General features: G+C 71.7%; 15 protein-coding genes and 2 pseudogenes. 9 read left to right on the forward strand and 8 right to left on the reverse strand.

All coding sequences use genetic code 11. From position 1 onward, the window contains the following. Positions 1 to 479 precede the first annotated feature (479 nt). Positions 480 to 1,808, forward strand: a complete 1,329-nt coding sequence (locus ACWGIF_RS20495) for an FAD-dependent oxidoreductase (protein WP_453499285.1) — start codon at positions 480 to 482, stop codon at positions 1,806 to 1,808. A 133-nt stretch (positions 1,809 to 1,941) separates the two neighbouring features. Here the strand turns inward: ACWGIF_RS20495 and ACWGIF_RS20500 are convergent, their stop codons facing one another. Both ACWGIF_RS20500 and ACWGIF_RS20505 read right to left on the reverse strand, forming a co-directional pair. After that, positions 1,942 to 2,397 (reverse strand): N-acetyltransferase family protein, encoded by a 456-nt coding sequence (locus ACWGIF_RS20500; RefSeq protein ID WP_453499287.1) that lies wholly within the window; start codon positions 2,395 to 2,397, stop codon positions 1,942 to 1,944. Between the two features lie 217 nt (positions 2,398 to 2,614). Then, on the reverse strand, positions 2,615 to 3,034 hold the full coding sequence (locus ACWGIF_RS20505; protein WP_453499289.1) for a VOC family protein: 420 nt from the start codon (positions 3,032 to 3,034) through the stop codon (positions 2,615 to 2,617). Between the two features lie 358 nt (positions 3,035 to 3,392). Between ACWGIF_RS20505 and ACWGIF_RS20510 the strand changes: the two genes are divergently transcribed. From ACWGIF_RS20510 to ACWGIF_RS20520, 3 genes are all read left to right on the forward strand, one after another. Continuing rightward, positions 3,393 to 4,043 (forward strand): DUF4232 domain-containing protein, encoded by a 651-nt coding sequence (locus ACWGIF_RS20510; protein ID WP_453499291.1) that lies wholly within the window; start codon positions 3,393 to 3,395, stop codon positions 4,041 to 4,043. A 211-nt stretch (positions 4,044 to 4,254) separates the two neighbouring features. Beyond that, positions 4,255 to 4,734 carry a bacterioferritin gene (gene bfr / locus ACWGIF_RS20515; protein ID WP_453499293.1) on the forward strand — a complete coding sequence of 160 codons (480 nt, stop codon included), beginning with the start codon at positions 4,255 to 4,257 and terminating at the stop codon, positions 4,732 to 4,734. A 311-nt stretch (positions 4,735 to 5,045) separates the two neighbouring features. Further along, positions 5,046 to 7,109 (forward strand): SpoIIE family protein phosphatase, encoded by a 2,064-nt coding sequence (locus ACWGIF_RS20520; protein WP_453499295.1) that lies wholly within the window; start codon positions 5,046 to 5,048, stop codon positions 7,107 to 7,109. Between the two features lie 40 nt (positions 7,110 to 7,149). On the opposite strand, the gene ACWGIF_RS20525 is transcribed toward ACWGIF_RS20520, so the two are convergent. Beyond that, complete coding sequence (locus ACWGIF_RS20525; protein WP_453499297.1) at positions 7,150 to 7,347, reverse strand: hypothetical protein; 198 nt, start codon at positions 7,345 to 7,347, stop codon at positions 7,150 to 7,152. A gap of 168 nt (positions 7,348 to 7,515) precedes the next feature. On the opposite strand from ACWGIF_RS20525, the gene ACWGIF_RS20530 reads away from it, so the two are divergent. Then, positions 7,516 to 7,812, forward strand: coding sequence for a hypothetical protein (locus tag ACWGIF_RS20530; protein ID WP_453499299.1), 297 nt, complete (start codon positions 7,516 to 7,518; stop codon positions 7,810 to 7,812). 72 nt (positions 7,813 to 7,884) lie between these two features. Here the strand turns inward: ACWGIF_RS20530 and ACWGIF_RS20535 are convergent, their stop codons facing one another. Next, entirely contained in the window at positions 7,885 to 9,033 is a 1,149-nt protein-coding gene (locus tag ACWGIF_RS20535; protein ID WP_453499301.1) for a CapA family protein, read from the reverse strand. An 84-nt stretch (positions 9,034 to 9,117) separates the two neighbouring features. Between ACWGIF_RS20535 and ACWGIF_RS20540 the strand changes: the two are divergent. Beyond that, positions 9,118 to 9,487, forward strand: a pseudogene (locus ACWGIF_RS20540) (transposase family protein); the annotation flags it as partial. Between the two features lie 69 nt (positions 9,488 to 9,556). Here ACWGIF_RS20540 and ACWGIF_RS20545 read toward each other — a convergent pair. Next, positions 9,557 to 9,988: a VOC family protein gene (locus ACWGIF_RS20545; protein ID WP_350625615.1), complete on the reverse strand. Its 432-nt coding sequence runs from the start codon at positions 9,986 to 9,988 to the stop codon at positions 9,557 to 9,559. Positions 9,989 to 10,151: 163 nt separating this feature from the next. On the opposite strand from ACWGIF_RS20545, the gene galT reads away from it, so the two are divergent. Together galT and galK are read left to right on the forward strand one after the other, a co-directional pair. Next, positions 10,152 to 11,213, forward strand: a complete 1,062-nt coding sequence (gene galT / locus ACWGIF_RS20550; protein ID WP_453499303.1) for a galactose-1-phosphate uridylyltransferase — start codon at positions 10,152 to 10,154, stop codon at positions 11,211 to 11,213. Continuing rightward, complete coding sequence (gene galK / locus ACWGIF_RS20555) at positions 11,210 to 12,448, forward strand: galactokinase (RefSeq protein ID WP_453499305.1); 1,239 nt, start codon at positions 11,210 to 11,212, stop codon at positions 12,446 to 12,448. Before galT ends, galK begins: the two co-directional genes overlap by 4 nt. Before the next feature lie 290 nt (positions 12,449 to 12,738). Here the strand turns inward: galK and ACWGIF_RS20560 are convergent, their stop codons facing one another. The 3 genes and pseudogenes from ACWGIF_RS20560 to ACWGIF_RS20570 form a co-directional block, all read right to left on the reverse strand. After that, entirely contained in the window at positions 12,739 to 13,284 is a 546-nt protein-coding gene (locus ACWGIF_RS20560) for a DM13 domain-containing protein (protein ID WP_453499307.1), read from the reverse strand. A gap of 88 nt (positions 13,285 to 13,372) precedes the next feature. Then, on the reverse strand, positions 13,373 to 14,026 hold the full coding sequence (locus ACWGIF_RS20565) for a GNAT family N-acetyltransferase (protein ID WP_453499309.1): 654 nt from the start codon (positions 14,024 to 14,026) through the stop codon (positions 13,373 to 13,375). 262 nt (positions 14,027 to 14,288) lie between these two features. Then, positions 14,289 to 14,565: pseudogene (locus ACWGIF_RS20570) on the reverse strand (MBL fold metallo-hydrolase); the annotation flags it as partial. A gap of 381 nt (positions 14,566 to 14,946) precedes the next feature. Here ACWGIF_RS20570 and ACWGIF_RS20575 point away from each other — a divergent pair. Then, positions 14,947 to 16,230 (forward strand): phage baseplate protein, encoded by a 1,284-nt coding sequence (locus ACWGIF_RS20575; protein WP_453499311.1) that lies wholly within the window; start codon positions 14,947 to 14,949, stop codon positions 16,228 to 16,230. The last annotated feature ends 40 nt before the right edge of the window (positions 16,231 to 16,270 follow it).

Raw genomic sequence — 16,270 nt, forward strand, 5'->3', positions numbered from 1 at the left:
TGATGTGAGCGGCCTGCCGGACCAGGGCCGCGACCAGGTCCCGTGCGCAGGAGGCCGGGGACCAGGGCCGCGGCCAGATCCAGTGCACAGCACACAGCGAGGCTGGTCGCACGCGCAGGCTCCGGGCCGGCCGCATCAGGGACCGTACGGCGATGTCCTCGCGCGCCGCCCCAGGGCCAGGCCGGGGGCCCGAGCCTGGGGCCGCTTCTCGCCGCGCCGAAACCCTGTACCGCGCGTAATCGTGGCCTGGAGGCCTGGAGGCCTGGAGGCCTGGTGGCCTGGTGGCCTGGTGGCCTGGCGGCCGGGACCCCGACACCGTCGCAGGCTGCGTCGGGGTGCCGCCCCCCACAGGACCGGTCGTCTGAGGCCGTCACGTGAAGGGGTGGGGAGCCATCGCCTGGATGGAGCAGACGCGAAGGTTCGCCCCGCCGGTGGGAGAATCGGGAGGGGCGGAGCGGGGGCCGCCCGGAGGAGTCCGGATGACCCGTGGTGTACCCCGCCGCATGGCGCAGACGGCGGTCGTGGCCGGCGCGAGCATGGCCGGGCTGTGTGCGGCGCGCGTCCTGTCGGACCGGTTCGACGAGGTCGTCGTGATCGACCGCGACATCCTGCCGGACGAGGTCCGATGGCGTGCGCAGGTACCGCAGGGGCGCCAGCCCCACCTCCTGCTGTACGCGGGCGCGCAGCTGCTGGAGGGCTGGTTCCCGGGCATCAGCGAAGAGCTGTACGAGGGTGGAGCCGTCGAGTTCGACGTCTGCCGCGACTTCTACTGGCACCAGGACGGCGGCGTCCTGACCCGCCCGCGTTCCGGTCTCCGCGGCCCGGCGATGTCCCGGCCGCTCCTGGAGGCGACGGTACGAAGGCGGCTGGCCCGGATCCCCTCCGTCACCCTGCGCGACCGCACCCTCGTGGAAGGGCTGGTCACCGACGCCACGGGCACACGGATCGCCGGTGTCCGCCTGGCCGGGCGGCCACCCCTCCGGTGCGATCTGATCGTCGACGCCACCGGGCGCCAGGCGAGGAGCCTGGGCTGGCTCAAGGAACTCGGGTACAGGCCGCCGCCTCTCTCCGTGGTCACCGTCGACACCCACTACGCGAGCCGCGTCTACCGCCGCGACGAGACCACGGTGCGGGACTGGAAGGCCGCAGCGGTGATCGGCCGCCCCGACACCCGGCGGCTGGCCATGGCCCTGCCCCTGGAGCACGGCCGGTGGATCGTCGTGCTCGTGGGCGTCAACGGCGAGGTGCCGCCGACCGACGAGGAGGGGCGGCTCGCCTTCGCCCGCAGCCTGGAGTCGCCGGTCGTCGCGGATCTCATGGCCGCATCGGAACCGCTCGCCGACCCGGTGGCCCACCGGTTCCCGTCGAATCAGCGCCGCCACCTGGACCGGCTGCGCCGCTTCCCACTGGGCTGGGTGATGCTCGGTGACGCCGTCGCCAGCTTCAACCCCGTCTACGGGCAGGGCATGACGTCCGGCGCCCGGCAGGCGGCGGCGCTCGGCGACTGCCTCGACCACTCGGCGGCGCTCGACCTGGCCTTCGCCCGCCGGTACTTCGGCGCCGCCGCACGCACGGTGGCCGCCCCCTGGTCCATCGCCGCGGGCGGGGACTTCGCGTACGAGGGCACCACGGGACGCAAGCCCACGGGAACCGATCTGCTCAACCGCTACATGCGGCGCGTCACCCTCGCCGCCCAGCACGACGACGCGGTCAGCATCCGCTTCAGCGAGGTCGCGGGCCTGGCCCGGCGCCCGGAGTGGCTGCTCACCCCGCCCTTCGTCCTGCGTGTGCTGGGCTCCGGGCGGTGAGTGCGCTGCCGCGCGCTCCGGTCCGACGTCTACGCGGCCCGGGCCGAGGCGCTCCGGCGGACCCTTCGCAGGAGCGGGTCCGGGCACCAGTCGGCCCCGGCGGTACCTGAGCGCCTCGACGGTCTTCCGAGGGTCAGCGGACGGGCGCCATGTCGTAGGTGACCCACATGGTCCGGGTGGCCACCTGGTCGTACTTCGCCCTCGCCCGGTGGTTGTCGTCGGCGGTGATCCAGCGGACGACGCTCCAGCCCCGCTCGGCGGCGAGTTCGCGCAGCGCGCCCAGCAGCAGGTCGGCGGCGCCCGAACCGCGGTGCTCCGGCGCCACGAACAGGTCGTCGAGGAAGCAGCCGACCGTCGCGGACAGCGGACGGGCGAACGGGCGGTAGTGGGCGAGGCCGAGGAGACGGCCCTCGGTGTCCTCGGCCACCAGCGCGCTGACCTCGTGCCGGGGGTCGGTCACCCACGACCACACGGTGGCTGCCGCCTCCTCGGTCTGCTCCACCCGGTAGAAGTCGGCGTAACCGCGGTAGAGGGCGCGCCACTGCGCGAAGTCCCCGGCCTGCACGGCACGCACCTTGATGTCGGACATAGGGCTGGACTCCCGGGATCGAAAGGGTCTGGAACAGAGAATCGATCATGCTGGAGCCCGGCGGGCGCGGCAGCTGCCACAGTGTCGAAAACGTAGGCCGTCGGAGCGCCACCTTGGACGGGTGGACGGGTGGACGGGTGGACGGGTACCGGGGCCACCGGGCCGCGCTCCCGGCGTTGCGGCGGTGAGGAGGTGTGGCCCGGGTGGCGTGGCGGGATCAGGTCTGCGGCTGGTTGATGTTGACCAGCCAGGTGATGCCGAAGCGGTCCGTGCACATGCCGAAGACGTCGCCCCACATCTGCTCCTCCAGCGGGACCGAGACCGTGCCGCCGCCGGAGAGCTTGTCCCAGTAGCCGCGCAGCTCGTCGGCGTCGTCCCCACTCACGCTCACCGAGATGTTGTTGCCGGGCTCGTACTCCGTCCCCGGCGGGTTGTCGGCGCCCATGAGCGTGAAGCCGCGGGGGGTCTCGAGCATGCCGTGCATGATCTTGTCAGCGGCGTCACCGGCCTCCTTCTCGCCGCCCAAGTCCGCGTACGTGTGCATCCTCAGGGTGCCGCCGAAGACATCCTTGTAGAACTCCATGGCCTGCCGGGCGTCGCCGTTGAAGCTGATGTAAGGGTTGAGTCGAGAAGCCACTGAAATCTTCCCTTCATGATGATCTGTCAGTTTTGCGCCAGGTTAGGCGATGCGCCGCCGCCGATCGGAGCGACTCCCCGGTCCGCCGGTCCGCCGGTCCGCCGGACCGCCGGACCGCCGGACCGGCGCCGCGACGGGACGAGACGGGACGGCCGGTCGGAAGCGGAAGCGGAAGGGGGAGGGGGAGGGGGGTACGGCGCTGTTGTGGATGAGCGGTCGACACGCCGGCGGTCGTGGTGGACTCGGGAACGCGCCGTCACCAAGCTGTGAAGCTTCTGCGGGAAGCTGGTGCTCAAGTCGGCCTGTCCGTCCCGTCCCAGCCCGGCGCACTCGCGCCTCTTCTCGGGGGTACCACGCCATGAGCACCGTACGCAGATCCGCCGTCGTCCTCGCCGCCGTGTCCGCACTGGCCCTGACCGCCTGTGGTCCTTCCGAGGACGGCGCGGCGGGCGGGCCCGAGCGGCCGACCGCGACCCCGACACAGTCCGCGACCCCGACGAACTCCCCGAGCCCGGCGAAGCCCGCCACACCGGCGAAGCCGTCGAAGGTCACCAAGCCCTCCAAGACGGCGTCGCCGTCACCCGGCTCCGACTTCGACGTCTTCCCGTGCAGCACGTACGACGTGAAGTTCACGGCGACCCTGGCCGAGCCGACGACGAGCAGCTACCTGCTGAAGATCACCAACAAGGGCACCAAGGCGTGCAAGGCACTGAGCCATCCGGTCGTGACCTTCGGTGATCTGGACGGGCAGGCCACGGAGCGAGGCGCGGCTCCAGGCATCGAGGACGCGATCAGGCTCGATCCGGGAGAGTCCGCGTATGCCGGGCTCATGGGCGGCGCCAACGACGGCAAGGGGAAGACCGTCGACTCGATCGCGCTGACCATGGACACCGCGTCCGATCTGGAGCAGACACCGCTCAAGGCGCCGACTCCCGGCCTGTACGTCTCGCCCGACAAGAACTCCGTCACCGCGTGGGTGGACAATGCGGAGGACGCCCTCAGTCTGTAGGCCCCTCGCAGGTCCCCACCCCGCGCGCGTGCCGGCTCCTTGTGCCAGGCCCTCCGTGGCTGCGCGAGCCGACCAGGTGTCTGCCGGTGACCAGGTGCGGCCGGGGCGCCGCCGCGGGGGCGGGGCTATCGTCGAAGGCAGGGGTGGTCATGGTGTCCGGGCCGATTCGAGGACTGGCGGGGGAGTCGGCCTCTCCGGGAGGCGACGTGTGATGCAGGGCGACCCCGAGGTCATCGAGTTCCTCAACGAGCAGCTGACCGCCGAGCTGACCGCGATCAACCAGTACTTCCTTCATTCCAAGGTGCAGGAGAGCTACGGCTGGACGAAGCTCGCCGCCTCCACGCGGCACGGGTCGTTCGAGGAGATGCGTCACGCGGAAGTCCTGACCGAGCGCATCCTCCTCCTCGACGGACTGCCCAACTATCAGCGGCTCTTCGCCGTGCTGGTGGGGCAGACGGTCACGGAGATGTTCCAGGTGGACCGGGAGGTCGAGCTCGAGGCGATCGACCGGCTCAGGCGGGGCATCGAGATCATGCGCGCCAAGGGTGACGTCACCTCGGCGAACCTCTTCGAGGCGATCCTCGCCGACGAGGAGCACCACATCGACCACCTCGACGCACAGCTGGAACTCATCGCAAAGCTGGGCGAGCCCCTCTACATCGCGCAGTTGATCGGTCAGCCCGACCACTGACCCGGAGCCGGCCCGGAGCCGGCCCGAACAGATCGCCCTCGCCCCGCCCGACGTCGGGCACGAGGGGGACGAGGGGGGGAGGGGGGACGAGCGGGACGAGGTCACCCTCCGCCTCCACGGCACCGCCCGGCACCGCCCGGCCCCGCCCGCTCGGCGGCCACGCCGATTCCGCCCCGGACGGCTGATCCCCATGCCCCACGGTGCCCGGCGCTGCCTGCGGTGGCGCACTGCCGGCGCGGAACACCCGGGCGGGGCGAAGCTTCTGTCCGCATACTGGGTGGAGAGAACGGACGGGTGGAAGGGGACGTCTCGTGCCATCGGCTCGGCCGGGGGGCGCGGAGTCCCACGGCCCGTTCTGGTCCGAGCCGGGGACGCTGCTCGAACATGTGCCCGTGGCCGTCCTCGGCATCGACGACGGCGACCGCGTCTGCTTCTGGGGGCCCGGCGCCCGTGACCTCTTCGGGTACTACTCCACCGGCGTCCTGTCGAAGCCCGGCGCCATGCTCTTCGCCGACGCGCCCCCGGGAGCCCCGGACCCGTGCGCGCGACTCACGGGCCTCGGCAGGACCCAGGGATACTGGAGAGGCCGGCTGCCGGCCCGGCACCGTGACGGCAGCGTCTTCGACTGCGGCTTCCGGGCCTTCTCCGTGACCGGATCCGGCGGCCCTTCGGTGGTGATGGTCCTCGCGAGCCGCAGCGACGAACTCGACCGGGTCAAGACCAACCTGGCCTTCCTCGACGCCCTCTTCGAGACCTGCCCGATCGGCCTCGTCATGCTCGACGAGGACCTCCGGTACGTCCACCTCAACCAGGCGCTCGCCGACATGGACGGCGTGCCGATCGAGGCCCATCTCGGGCGGCACACGGACGAATTCATGATCATGTCCGACGGCGGCGAGTTCCGGCGCATGCTGCGCACCGTCGCCGAGGGCGGAGCGCCGGTCGTCGGGACGCTGGTGGGCATGCGCCCACGAGGGCACCCGGACCACGACCAGGTCCGATCGGTGAGCTTCTTCCCGCTGAGCCAGGCGGTCGGCTCACGTCCCGGGGTCGGCGGGCTCATGGTGGATGTGACGGACCGGGAACAGGCCATCCTGGAAGCCACCGCCGGCCGGCGCCGGCTGGCTCTGCTGGACGGGGCCTCCACGCGTATCGGGACCACCCTGGACGTGAACGTCACCGCCCAGGAGCTGGTCGACGCGTCGATGCCGGACTTCTGCGACGGCGCCGTGGTCGAAGTCGTGGAGTGGATGGACGAGGCGGAGGACTTTGACCCGGCGCGGCCGCTGTTCACCCGGCGGATCGCCTCCGGGACGATCCTGCCCCCTCCGGCCACCGAGCTCGTGAGCGGGGTGGAGACGGTGCGGTATCCGCCCGGCTCCGTCATCCACGACATGCTGCAGAGCGGGCGGGCCGTCTCCGCCGTGGTGAACGAGGAGTTCGTGGCCCGGACCGTCGTCATCGAGTCGCGCGCCCGGCTCATGGTCGAGAGCGGGCTGGCCTGCGTCCTCGTCGCCCCGCTCATCGCCAGGGGCACGGTCCAGGGCATTGCCATGTTCGGCCGGTCCACGGGCCGACCGGCCTTCACGCCGGACGATGTCAGCCTGGCCGGTGAGCTCGCCTCGCGTGCCGCGATCTGTCTGGACAACGCCCGCCTCTACAGCCGCGTCCAGGACATCGCGCTCACCCTGCAGCGGGCGTTGCTGCCCACTGCGCTGCAGACCGGCCCGTACGTGGACGTGGCCCACCGGTACGAGCCCGGCAGCCGGATCACCGAGGTAGGCGGAGACTGGTACGACGTGATCAGCCTGTCCGACGGACGGGTCGTCCTCGTGGTGGGCGACGTGATGGGGCACGGGGTGTCGGCCGCCGCGGCCATGGGCCGCCTGCGCATCACCACCAAGGCGCTGGCCCGGCACGACAGCGAGCCCGACGAGCTGCTGACCGAGCTCGACGCGTGCGCCCAGGAGGCCGGCATCGAGCTCGCGACGTGCCTGTACATCGTCTACGACCCGCGCAACGGCCGTGCCCGCATCGCCAGCGCCGGCCACCCCCCGCCCCTCGTACTACGGCCGGACGGCACCGTGGAGACCCTCGACGAGGTCCTCGGGGTCCCTCTCGGCGTCGGCGGCTGCCCGTTCCGGACGACCGAGATCGAACTCCCCGAGCACGCGGTCCTCGCCCTGTACACCGACGGCCTCATCGAGGCACGCGGCCGGGACATCGAGGCCGGTCTGGAGTCGCTGCGCGCCGAACTGGGCCGAGAACCGGGGCCGTTGGAGGCGATGGCGGACCGCATCCTCGCGAGCCTGCTGCCGGACCCGCTGACCGACGACACGGTCCTCGTCCTCGCCCGCGTCCACCGCGCCCCTTGAGGCGCCGTTTCCCGTCCGAGACCGTCGGTGAGGTGACGGCTCAGGGGCGGCCGGCGTGGTCCGGCTCGTCCACCCGGTGCCAGCCGGGAGGCCCCACCGGCCTCGGCACCGTCCGCCCGGCGCGCATCCACTCGCGCTCCAGCCGGTCGTAGATCGGCGAGTCGGACCCCTCCCAAGACGGCCGGAAGGGCTGCGGGACCCGGGCTGCTGCCTGCGTGGCGAAAGTCGTCTCCTGCATGCTGAGCCAACGATTCTGCTGCCCGGAGCGTGGCGGTGCGTGACCGTTTTGTCATCTCTCGCCGCCTGTGACGGGAGCGGTCGTCGGCTCGGAGGCGGAAGCGGCGCGACGGACCTACGGTGGTCAGAGAGGCGGGGCGGGCCGATCCCCGCGCTGGAGGAGGCTGCCATGGAGGAGCACTTTGTCTGGGTGACGACACGTCGCATCAAGGCGGGCACCCTGGAGGAGTTCGAGAGGGCGTGGCGCCCGGGTACCCTCCCCGACGGTATCCACGGCGCGTTCGCGTACTGGTCCGAGGACGGGCGGGAGATCACCGGAGTGTCGCTGTGGGACTCCAGGGAGGCCTGCGACGCGTGGCGGTCCTCCGACGCGGAGAAACAGCGGCGGGAGGTCATGGCCCCCTACGTCGTGGAGGAGCGGGAGAGCTTCGGCCGCGGAGGCGAACTCACCCTTCCCGGAGATTGACCGGGCCGGACCGGGCCGGACCGGGCCGCTCCTCGAGGATCGCCATCGCCATCGCCATCGTCTCCGCCGTCTTCATCCGGCGAGCGAAGTGATACGAGGGGGACGGCCGTGCGGCGGCCGAACGGTGAAGGTACCGTCCGGGTCGCGGGTGAGGTGAGTGCCGAACGTGCGGCTGGTGCGGGCGAGGACCTCGTGCAGCCAGTCGCAGTCCTGGCGCGCGGCACGGCGCAGGCGCATCCGATGGGCCTGCACGGGGACGAGGCGAGCGTGGGCGAGCCGGCCGGTGTCCGGCTCCAGCGCGACGAAGTACAGGACGCGCAGGTCGTCCCGGTACCGTTCGTGGCCGCCGATGCCCTCGTAGTCGTCGATCAGGTCGCCGCAGCCGTACAGGATCGGACGTCCCCGGTACACCTCGAGCGGGCGGGGATGGTGCGAGGAGTGCCCGTGGACGACGTCCGCGCCGCCGTCGACGAGCGCGTGCGCGAAGCGGATCTGGTCGCGCGGGACCGCGTAGCCCCAGTTGGAACCCCAGTGGATCGAGACGATCGCGAGATCGCCCGATCGTTTCGCCCGCCGGATGCGGGCGCCCACCTCGGCCACGGCCGCATCCGAGGCCTCGTCGACGAAGTCGACCCCGCTCCGGTCTGCAGTGGCCGCCCAGTCGTCGGGGATCCCGCTCGACGCCGTCCCCACGGAGAAGACCAGCAGGCGCCGGTCCCCGGGGAGCGGAAGAACCACGGGCCGCCGCGCCTCGGCGAGGTCGCGGCCCGCTCCCGCCGTCCGCAGTCCTGCGGCGGCGAGCGAGTCCAGCGTCTCGGCCAGTCCACGGCGCCCGTAGTCGAGGACGTGATTGTTGGCCAGGGCACAGGCATCGGGACGGGCGACGGCCAGGCAGGGCAGGTTGGCGGGGTGCATCCGGTAGTGAACGGCCTTGTCGGGGGCGATGTCGTCACTCTGCGTGACGGACGTCTCCAGGTTCACGATGCGGGCGTCGGGCGCGGCCGCGTCGAGGAGACCCAGCGCCTCTCCCCAGGGCCAGGAGAACGGCGCCCGGCGCGGAATCGTCCCGTTCACCGCCTCCGCCAGCTCGACGTACGTACGGGCATCGGTGACGTAGGCCTCCGGCAGGCGGGGATCGCCGGGGTGCGGAAGGATCTGGTCGACGCCGCGGCCGAGCATCACGTCACCGGCGAGGAACAGCGTCACGGGTGCACCGCCCATCTCTCCAGGCTAAGGGGTGTCCCATAAGTGATCTTGCCGAGCGATGATCTTGGCCGTGGCTGGTGTGATCACGACGTCGGAGCCGTCCTCGACGCCGACACCCGCCAGGTTGTGGTGGTCGGCCGGCCCCTGCCGGGCAACCGCAACGACAGCAGGGCATGGGAGGAATCCGGGGCCAAGGCCGCCGTCGGCCGGACAACCACGATCGCCGACGGCGGCTGCCCCGGAACCGGCCTCGTCATCCCGCACCGCCGGCCCCGGGGCGGCGAACTGACCGACTGGCAGGCCGAACACCACCACGACCACAGACGGGTTCGGGCCCGCGTCGAGCACGCCTTCGCCCGGATGAAGACCTGGAAGACCCTGCGCGACTGCCGCCTGAGAGGCGACGGTGTGCGCACCCCACGCGATGCACGGCGTTGCCCGACTGCACAACCTCGCTCTCACGGGATGACTCCCGCCGCATGCGGGACCTGAGAGGTCCCCGGGAGACGGCTCCCCACCTCGCAGTCTCGGAGGAGAATCAGGCGAGGCAGAACTCGTTGCCCTCGATGTCCTGCATCGTGATGCACGACTCGTTGACGCCATCGGCGCGCTGCGTCAGCACGTGCTTCGCGCCCAGCGCCATCAGCCGTGCGCATTCGGCCTCGAGTGTGGCCAGGCGCTCGTCACCCACGAGCCCGGCGCCGGCCCGCACACAGAGATGCACCCGGTTCTTGACGACCTTGCCTTCGGGAACTCGCTGGAAGAGCAGGCGCGGGGCCACACCCGAGGGATCAGTACACGCGAAGTAGATCTCGTCCTCGGGCGGCAGCGAGCGGTGGTACTCCCCCCACGTGGCAAAGCCCTCCGGGACCGTCGGTACGACGTACCCCAGCACCTCGCACCAGAAGGCGGCGAGGCGCGCAGGTTCCGCGCAGTCGAAGGTCACTTGAAACTGTTTGATCGTTGACATCGGCGCACACTAGCAGGGGCCCTGCTCCTCTCCCCGGGTCGGTAGGTCCGCACGTTGTCGGGAGGAGGCACCTGCTACCCGTTGCAGTGTCGTGCGGTCGCAGGGGTGAACCGTGACGAGGCCGGGCTGCCGATGGGCTGTGGATTCTCTTTACTCTTGGCGAGTGAAGAAGACCCTGGCGAAACTCGCGGACGGCCGCGAACTGATCTACTTCGACCATGACGTGAGCGCCGTACGCGACGCGCCGGACCTGCGCCCCCTGGACCGCGTGCACAGCCGGCCGGAACTGCGGCGGGACGAGGCGACCGGTGACTGGATCACGATCGCCTCGCACCGGCAGGGCCGGACGTACCACCCGCCCGCCGGTGAGTGCCCGCTCTGCCCCTCCCGGGACGGCCGGCTCGGCGAGATCCCCGCCGCCGACTACGCGGTGGCCGTCTTCGAGAACCGCTTTCCCTCCCTCGCGGGGGAGGCCGGGCGCTGCGAAGTCGTGTGCTTCACCCCGGAGCACGAGGCCGGTTTCGCCGACCTCACGCCGCCGGCCGCCCGCCTGGTCCTGGACGCGTGGACCGACCGCACCGCGGAACTCTCCGCCCTCCCCGGCGTCGAGCAGGTGTACTGCTTCGAGAACCGGGGGGTCGAGATCGGGGTGACGCTCGCCCACCCGCACGGCCAGATCTACGCCTTCCCCTTCGTCACGCCGCGCACCGCCAAGATGACGGCCGCCGCGGCCGCCCACCGCGCCGCCACCGGACGCAACCTCTTCGAGGACCTGCTGGCGGGCGCCCGCGCCGCCACCGAGCGGGTGGTCACGGAGGGGGAGCACTGGACCGCCTTCGTGCCGTACGCCGCCCGCTGGCCGTACGAGGTGCACCTCTACCCGCACCGCCGCGTGCCCGACCTGACCTGCCTGGACGAGGCCGAGCGGGCTGAATTCCCCGGCATCTACCTGGACCTGCTGCGCCGGTTCGACCGGCTGTTCCCCGTACCGGGAGCGGGGCTGGAGGGGCCGGAGAGGCCGGCGCCCACCCCGTACGTCTCCGCCTGGCACCAGGCGCCCCGCACCCGCGGCGAGGAACTGGCTCTGCACCTGGAACTGTTCACCGTCCGACGGTCTCCCGACAAGCTCAAGTTCCTCGCCGGGACGGAGTCCGGGGCGGAAGCGTTCATCAACGACGTGGCCCCCGAGGAGGCCGCGCGGCGACTCCGGGAGGCCCTGTCGTGAAGGGGACCGTTCAGCGGAACGGCAACGGCTCAGGCAACGGCTCAGGCAAAGGCGACGGCGACGGCAACGGCGACGGCAATCGGCAGGACCGGGTCGCGGACCGCTTCCGGCGGCTCTTCGGCGAGGCCCCGCACGGGATCTGGGCGGCGCCGGGCAGAGTCAACCTGATCGGCGAACACACCGACTACAATGACGGGTTCGCCCTCCCCATGGCCCTCCCGCAGACCACCCTGGTCGCCGCCCGCGGCCGCCAGGACGGACGGCTGCGGCTGCACAGCGCGCAGGGCGACGGCCGGATCACCGACCTGGCCGTGGCCGCGCTGGCCCCCGGCGCCGTGACGGGCTGGGCCGCCTACCCGGCGGGCGTGGTCTGGGCGCTCGCCGAGGCGGGACATCCGGTCGGGGGCGCCGACCTCCACTTCGACAGCACGGTGCCCACCGGCGCCGGCCTCTCCTCCTCAGCCGCACTGGAATGCGCCGTCGTCGTCGCCTACGACGAGCTGTACGGACTGCGGCTGCCCGGGCCCGAGCTGGCCCGGATCGCCCAGCGCGCGGAGAACGGCTTCGCCGGCGTGCCTTGCGGAATCATGGACCAGATGGCCTCCGTCTGCTGCACCGCCGGCGCCGCGCTCCACCTCGACGCCCGTACCCCGCAGGACCACCGGCAGGTGCCCTTCGACCTGCGGGGCCAGGGCCTTCGGCTGCTGGTGATCGACACCCGGGTCACCCACGACCTCGGGGACGGGGCGTACGCCGCCCTGCGCGCGGGCTGCGAACGCGCCGCCGCGCTGCTCGGCCTGACCGCTCTGCGCGACCTGCCCGCCGCAGACCTCCCGCGAGCCCTGGACGAACTGCCGGCGGACCTCGTCCCGCTGGTCCGCCACGTGGTGACCGAGAACGCCCGCGTCGCCGAAGCCGTCTCCCGGCTGCGGCAGGGGAACGCCGCGGCGCTCGGCCCGATCCTCACCCAAGGCCACGCCTCGCTCCGCGACGACTACCGCGTCTCCTGTCCGGAGACCGACCTCGCCGTGGCGGCCGCCGTGGACGCAGGGGCGCTCGGCGCCCGGATGACGGGAGGCGGCTTCGGGGGTTCCGTCATCGCCCTGGTGGAGGCCGGACGGGAGAGCGCGGTGGGCGGGGCCGTCACGTCCGCCTTCGGCGCCGCCGGTCACCGCCCTCCGCACATCCTGGCGGCCACCCCCGCCGCCGGCGCCCGCCGCCTCGGGCCGCGGTAGCCGGGCGGTGACGCGTGCCTGGGAAGCGGGCGCGGAGGGCGGGCGGGGACGGACAACCCCGGCCCGTTCACCCGCTCCGGCGCGCTCCACGGGCGCCCGAGGCGGGCGGCTTTGCGCCGGTGTGGCTAGGCCGGCTCTTCCGGATCTTGCCTGACCCGCGACGCCTGGCACGGCACCTCGCCGCGTTGTCGCGTCGCGCGAGTACGACACGTACGAGCTGCGACGCTCCGCCTTGCGATGCACCGCACCAGACGCCGGGGGCTCAACCGGCAAGATCCGAAAGAGACGGCCTAGGACCGGTCCAGCCGCGCTGCACCGAAGGACACGTCGAAGCGGTCGCACCAGATGGAGAGGCTCGTGTAGTCGGCCGGGTTCACGTCGGGCGGGACCGCATAGTTCTGGTCGCCCTTGTTGCCTTTGAGTGCTCCCAGGCTGACGTGCCGGCCGTCGTCGAATACATGCCAGCCTGCCCGGCCCTCCTTGACGGGCGCATCGGTCAGCCACACCCTCAGGTCCGGTCCGTTGCTGGTGTCGAGGTTCTCCAGTCTGAGGATGTGCGAACCGTCGGCGAGGCGCAGGAGCCTGACGGTGCCGGTGGTGGTGTGCTCGTGGCTGATGAGGGTGCCTTGGGCGACCGTCACCGGTCCCGGGGGCGGGGTGGCCGTACCCGAGACCGACGGGGCGGCCGACGGGCTGGGCAGGGTCTCCTCGACCGTGCGGTCCACCCACAGCTTCCAGGGCTCGAACCAGTAGAGCCCGAGCACCAGTCCGGCGGCCAGCACGATCAACGCGCTGATGACCAGCGGTCGGCGCCGCCACCTGCTTCCACGTACCACGGCCGTACTCCGCTCCCGCGTCCCGTTCCTGACGACGAACAGCATGCCCCGCCGGTCCATGGCGGACCCGCACCACCGCACCTCCTGGTCACTGCCTCGCGGCGGGGCTGGGATCGCGCCACATGGACCAGAGGGTCGGCCCCTCGTCCGGCAGCCGGATCTCGTGCGTGACGCGGAAGCCGAACCGTTCGTAGAAAGGGACGTTCGACGCCTTGCCGGTCTCCAGATAGGCGGCCTGCCCAAGCCGGTCGCAGTGTGCCAGCTGCTCCCGTACGAGGGCTGAACCGACGCCCGCTCCCTGGTTCGCCGGATCGGTTCCCAGGGTCGGCAGGTACCAGTGCGGCTCGTCCGGGTGGGCCTCGTGCAGGGAGTTCTGGACGTCGGCGGCCCGTGGCATCCCCCGTACGCCGAAGACGCGCGCGTAGCCCGGCATGGCGGCCAGCTCCTGCCCCGCGGAGGGCTTCCACCGGCCGGGCCCCGACCACAGCGCGGCCGCCAGCAGCCGTCCCCCGCTCGTCGCGGCAACCCGTACAGCGCCGGCGCGCGGCCGCTGCTGCCGCTGGGCCAGCCTGAAGTAGCGGGCGATTTTGCGCTCACGGCCGCAGGAGTCGGGGATCATCCACAGCATGACCGGGTCGTCGGCGAAGGCGCGGGCCAGGAGCGCGGCGATCGCGCCCGATTCGGCCGGGCGCGCGCACCGGATCCCGTACCCGGTGGACGGCAGGGTTGTACGAGCGTTCATCAGGCCACGGTAGGCAGCGGGACCGGCCCGCCCCCCCTCGTCCGCGACGGACACGCCGTCGGATGAGCCACCCGCCGTCGGGGCGTGAGACGGTCGCCTGAACCGTGAGCCCCGAGCTTCCGAACTGCAGTCCGGACACGGCGGACTCCCTCACCAAGGACTGGACGACAGCGATCACCACCGACCGCCTCCGGCTGCGCCCCCTCACCGTCTCGTCGGCCTCGCGAACAGCACGAAGAGACTGCCGATCTTCACACGGTGCTCAACCGATCGAGAAGGTGGCGCCCGGAGCGGCGTAGTCGACGGGGCCGCAGAACCGGGCCGAGGCACGTGCCACCGCATCCTGCGGCGTGAGGGAGCGGCCCACATGGGTCACGATCAGCCGGCCGGCGCGGGCCGCGGCGGCCGTGTAACCGGCGTCTTCGGGGCGTGTGGTGGACCTGTTCGCCCTCGGTCGGCGGTTGTGCACTCTCCGCCTCGCACAGCAGTACGTCGCACCCCTCGGCCAGACCCGTGAGCGCGGCGCACGGCGCCGTGTCCGGATTGTCCACGCTCGGATAGGGCGTCGCACTACCCAGAATGGTGAGACGGAGAAGATCGCCGGTCATCCGGAGAGTGTAGAACCCCGGCTCTCCAACTGCTGTTGTCGGCAAGGCAGATGCTGCACCCGTTCACCTCGGCGACCCCTGGCCCCCCGCCATCCGATGGCTCTTCGCTGCGTACCCCCATGAGTATCGCGTCGTTCGGTTGTTCCCCCCAAGTCAATCGCTTGCTCTCACGGCAACGCCGAGCCAGAGGTCCTGGAGAACACCACGGACACCCTCGCACCCTCGCCGGCCTCGGATGCAAGACTGGCCCCGGTCAGGACAGCGATGAGCCGGCCGAGCAAGACGAGCAAGCGGACCGGGCAGGAGGCGCAGTTGAGTATCAGCGTCGAGGGACAGATCGACATATCAGGTCCGGTGGGCAAACTGCTCCACCGGCGGCGGCTGCACAACACCACGGTGATGCAGTCCTTCGGCATCGATCCCGTCACCGGCGAGATCTTCGTCCTCCAGGTCGTCGAGGGCGGTCTCACCCTCCCGGGCGAGTCCGCCCCCAAGACCGGCAGGCAGCGGGCCTACGCCGGCGACCTGGCCGTGACCCGGATCAACCCGGCGGGCGCCATCACGGGGCACATGTACCTGCGCGGCTTCGGCCACGGCGTGTCCATGGGCGTCGAGCACCACAACGGTGTCTCGCGGTTGTGGACGGAGACGGCGTCCATCCCCATGGGCACCGACGTGCCGGAAGAGGAGAAGGACGGCTACGGCACCGCCGTCACCCACTTCGAGTTCCGCAGCGGCGCGGTCATCGACTCCGGTTCCTCCCAACTCGCGCAGCCGTACCGGCCGGTATCCGGTGCCACCAACGTGACCTGCACCATCGACCCGACGACGAACCGGGTGATCGTCCGCTTCAAGAGCGGCAGCATGATGTTCGAGGCCTACGACCTGGACAAGGCCAGGGCCGGTGACTGGACGCCGCTGACGCGGATCACCCAGCCGGACCCGAAGGGGGTCTTCCAGGGGTACGCCTCTCTCGGCCGCGTGCTGTACATGCTGGCCGGCCAGGGCTACTCGGCCGAGGTCAAGCCACCCGGCAACACGTACCTGACCGCCGTGGACTGGGCCACCGGCGCCATCCTGGACCAGCGGTTCGTCACGGCCGCTCCCGGCCTGGAGCTGCGTGAACCCGAGGGGATGGCCGTATCGGTGCGGAACGGGGTGCAGCATGTGCACTTCGGCTTCGCCGGCGAGGAACCCGGGCCGCGCACCTGCACCATTCTGTCGCTGTCCGGGGCACCGGAGACCGACGGGGTGAAGGTGCTGGCCGACTGGCAGCCGATCCCACTGGCGAGCGGCGTGACCGCCGACGGCCGGGCACCGCAGGGGCGGCTCATCAGTATCGGGGGGACGACGGTGCTCCAGCTCAGTGGCGGGGTGCAGGGGACCTTCGAGGCGGACACCCGGATCGGTACGCTGCCCGACGCGCTGGCGCCGAGCATGGCCGCCCAGGGCAGTGTGCCGCGTAACAACAGCGGCGGAGTGTGCACCGCGCGGGCGGAGGCGGGATCCGTCCGGGAGCTCTGGCTCTACGGCGGGCGTTCCACGAACCCCATCACATGGGCCCAGTTGGACAACTTCAGCGTCGTTTGGCGTTGACGTCCGCTCGTTCTCCTCGTTCTCCTCGTCCCGCTCGTCC

The organism is Streptomyces sp. NPDC054849, from assembly GCF_053610945.1.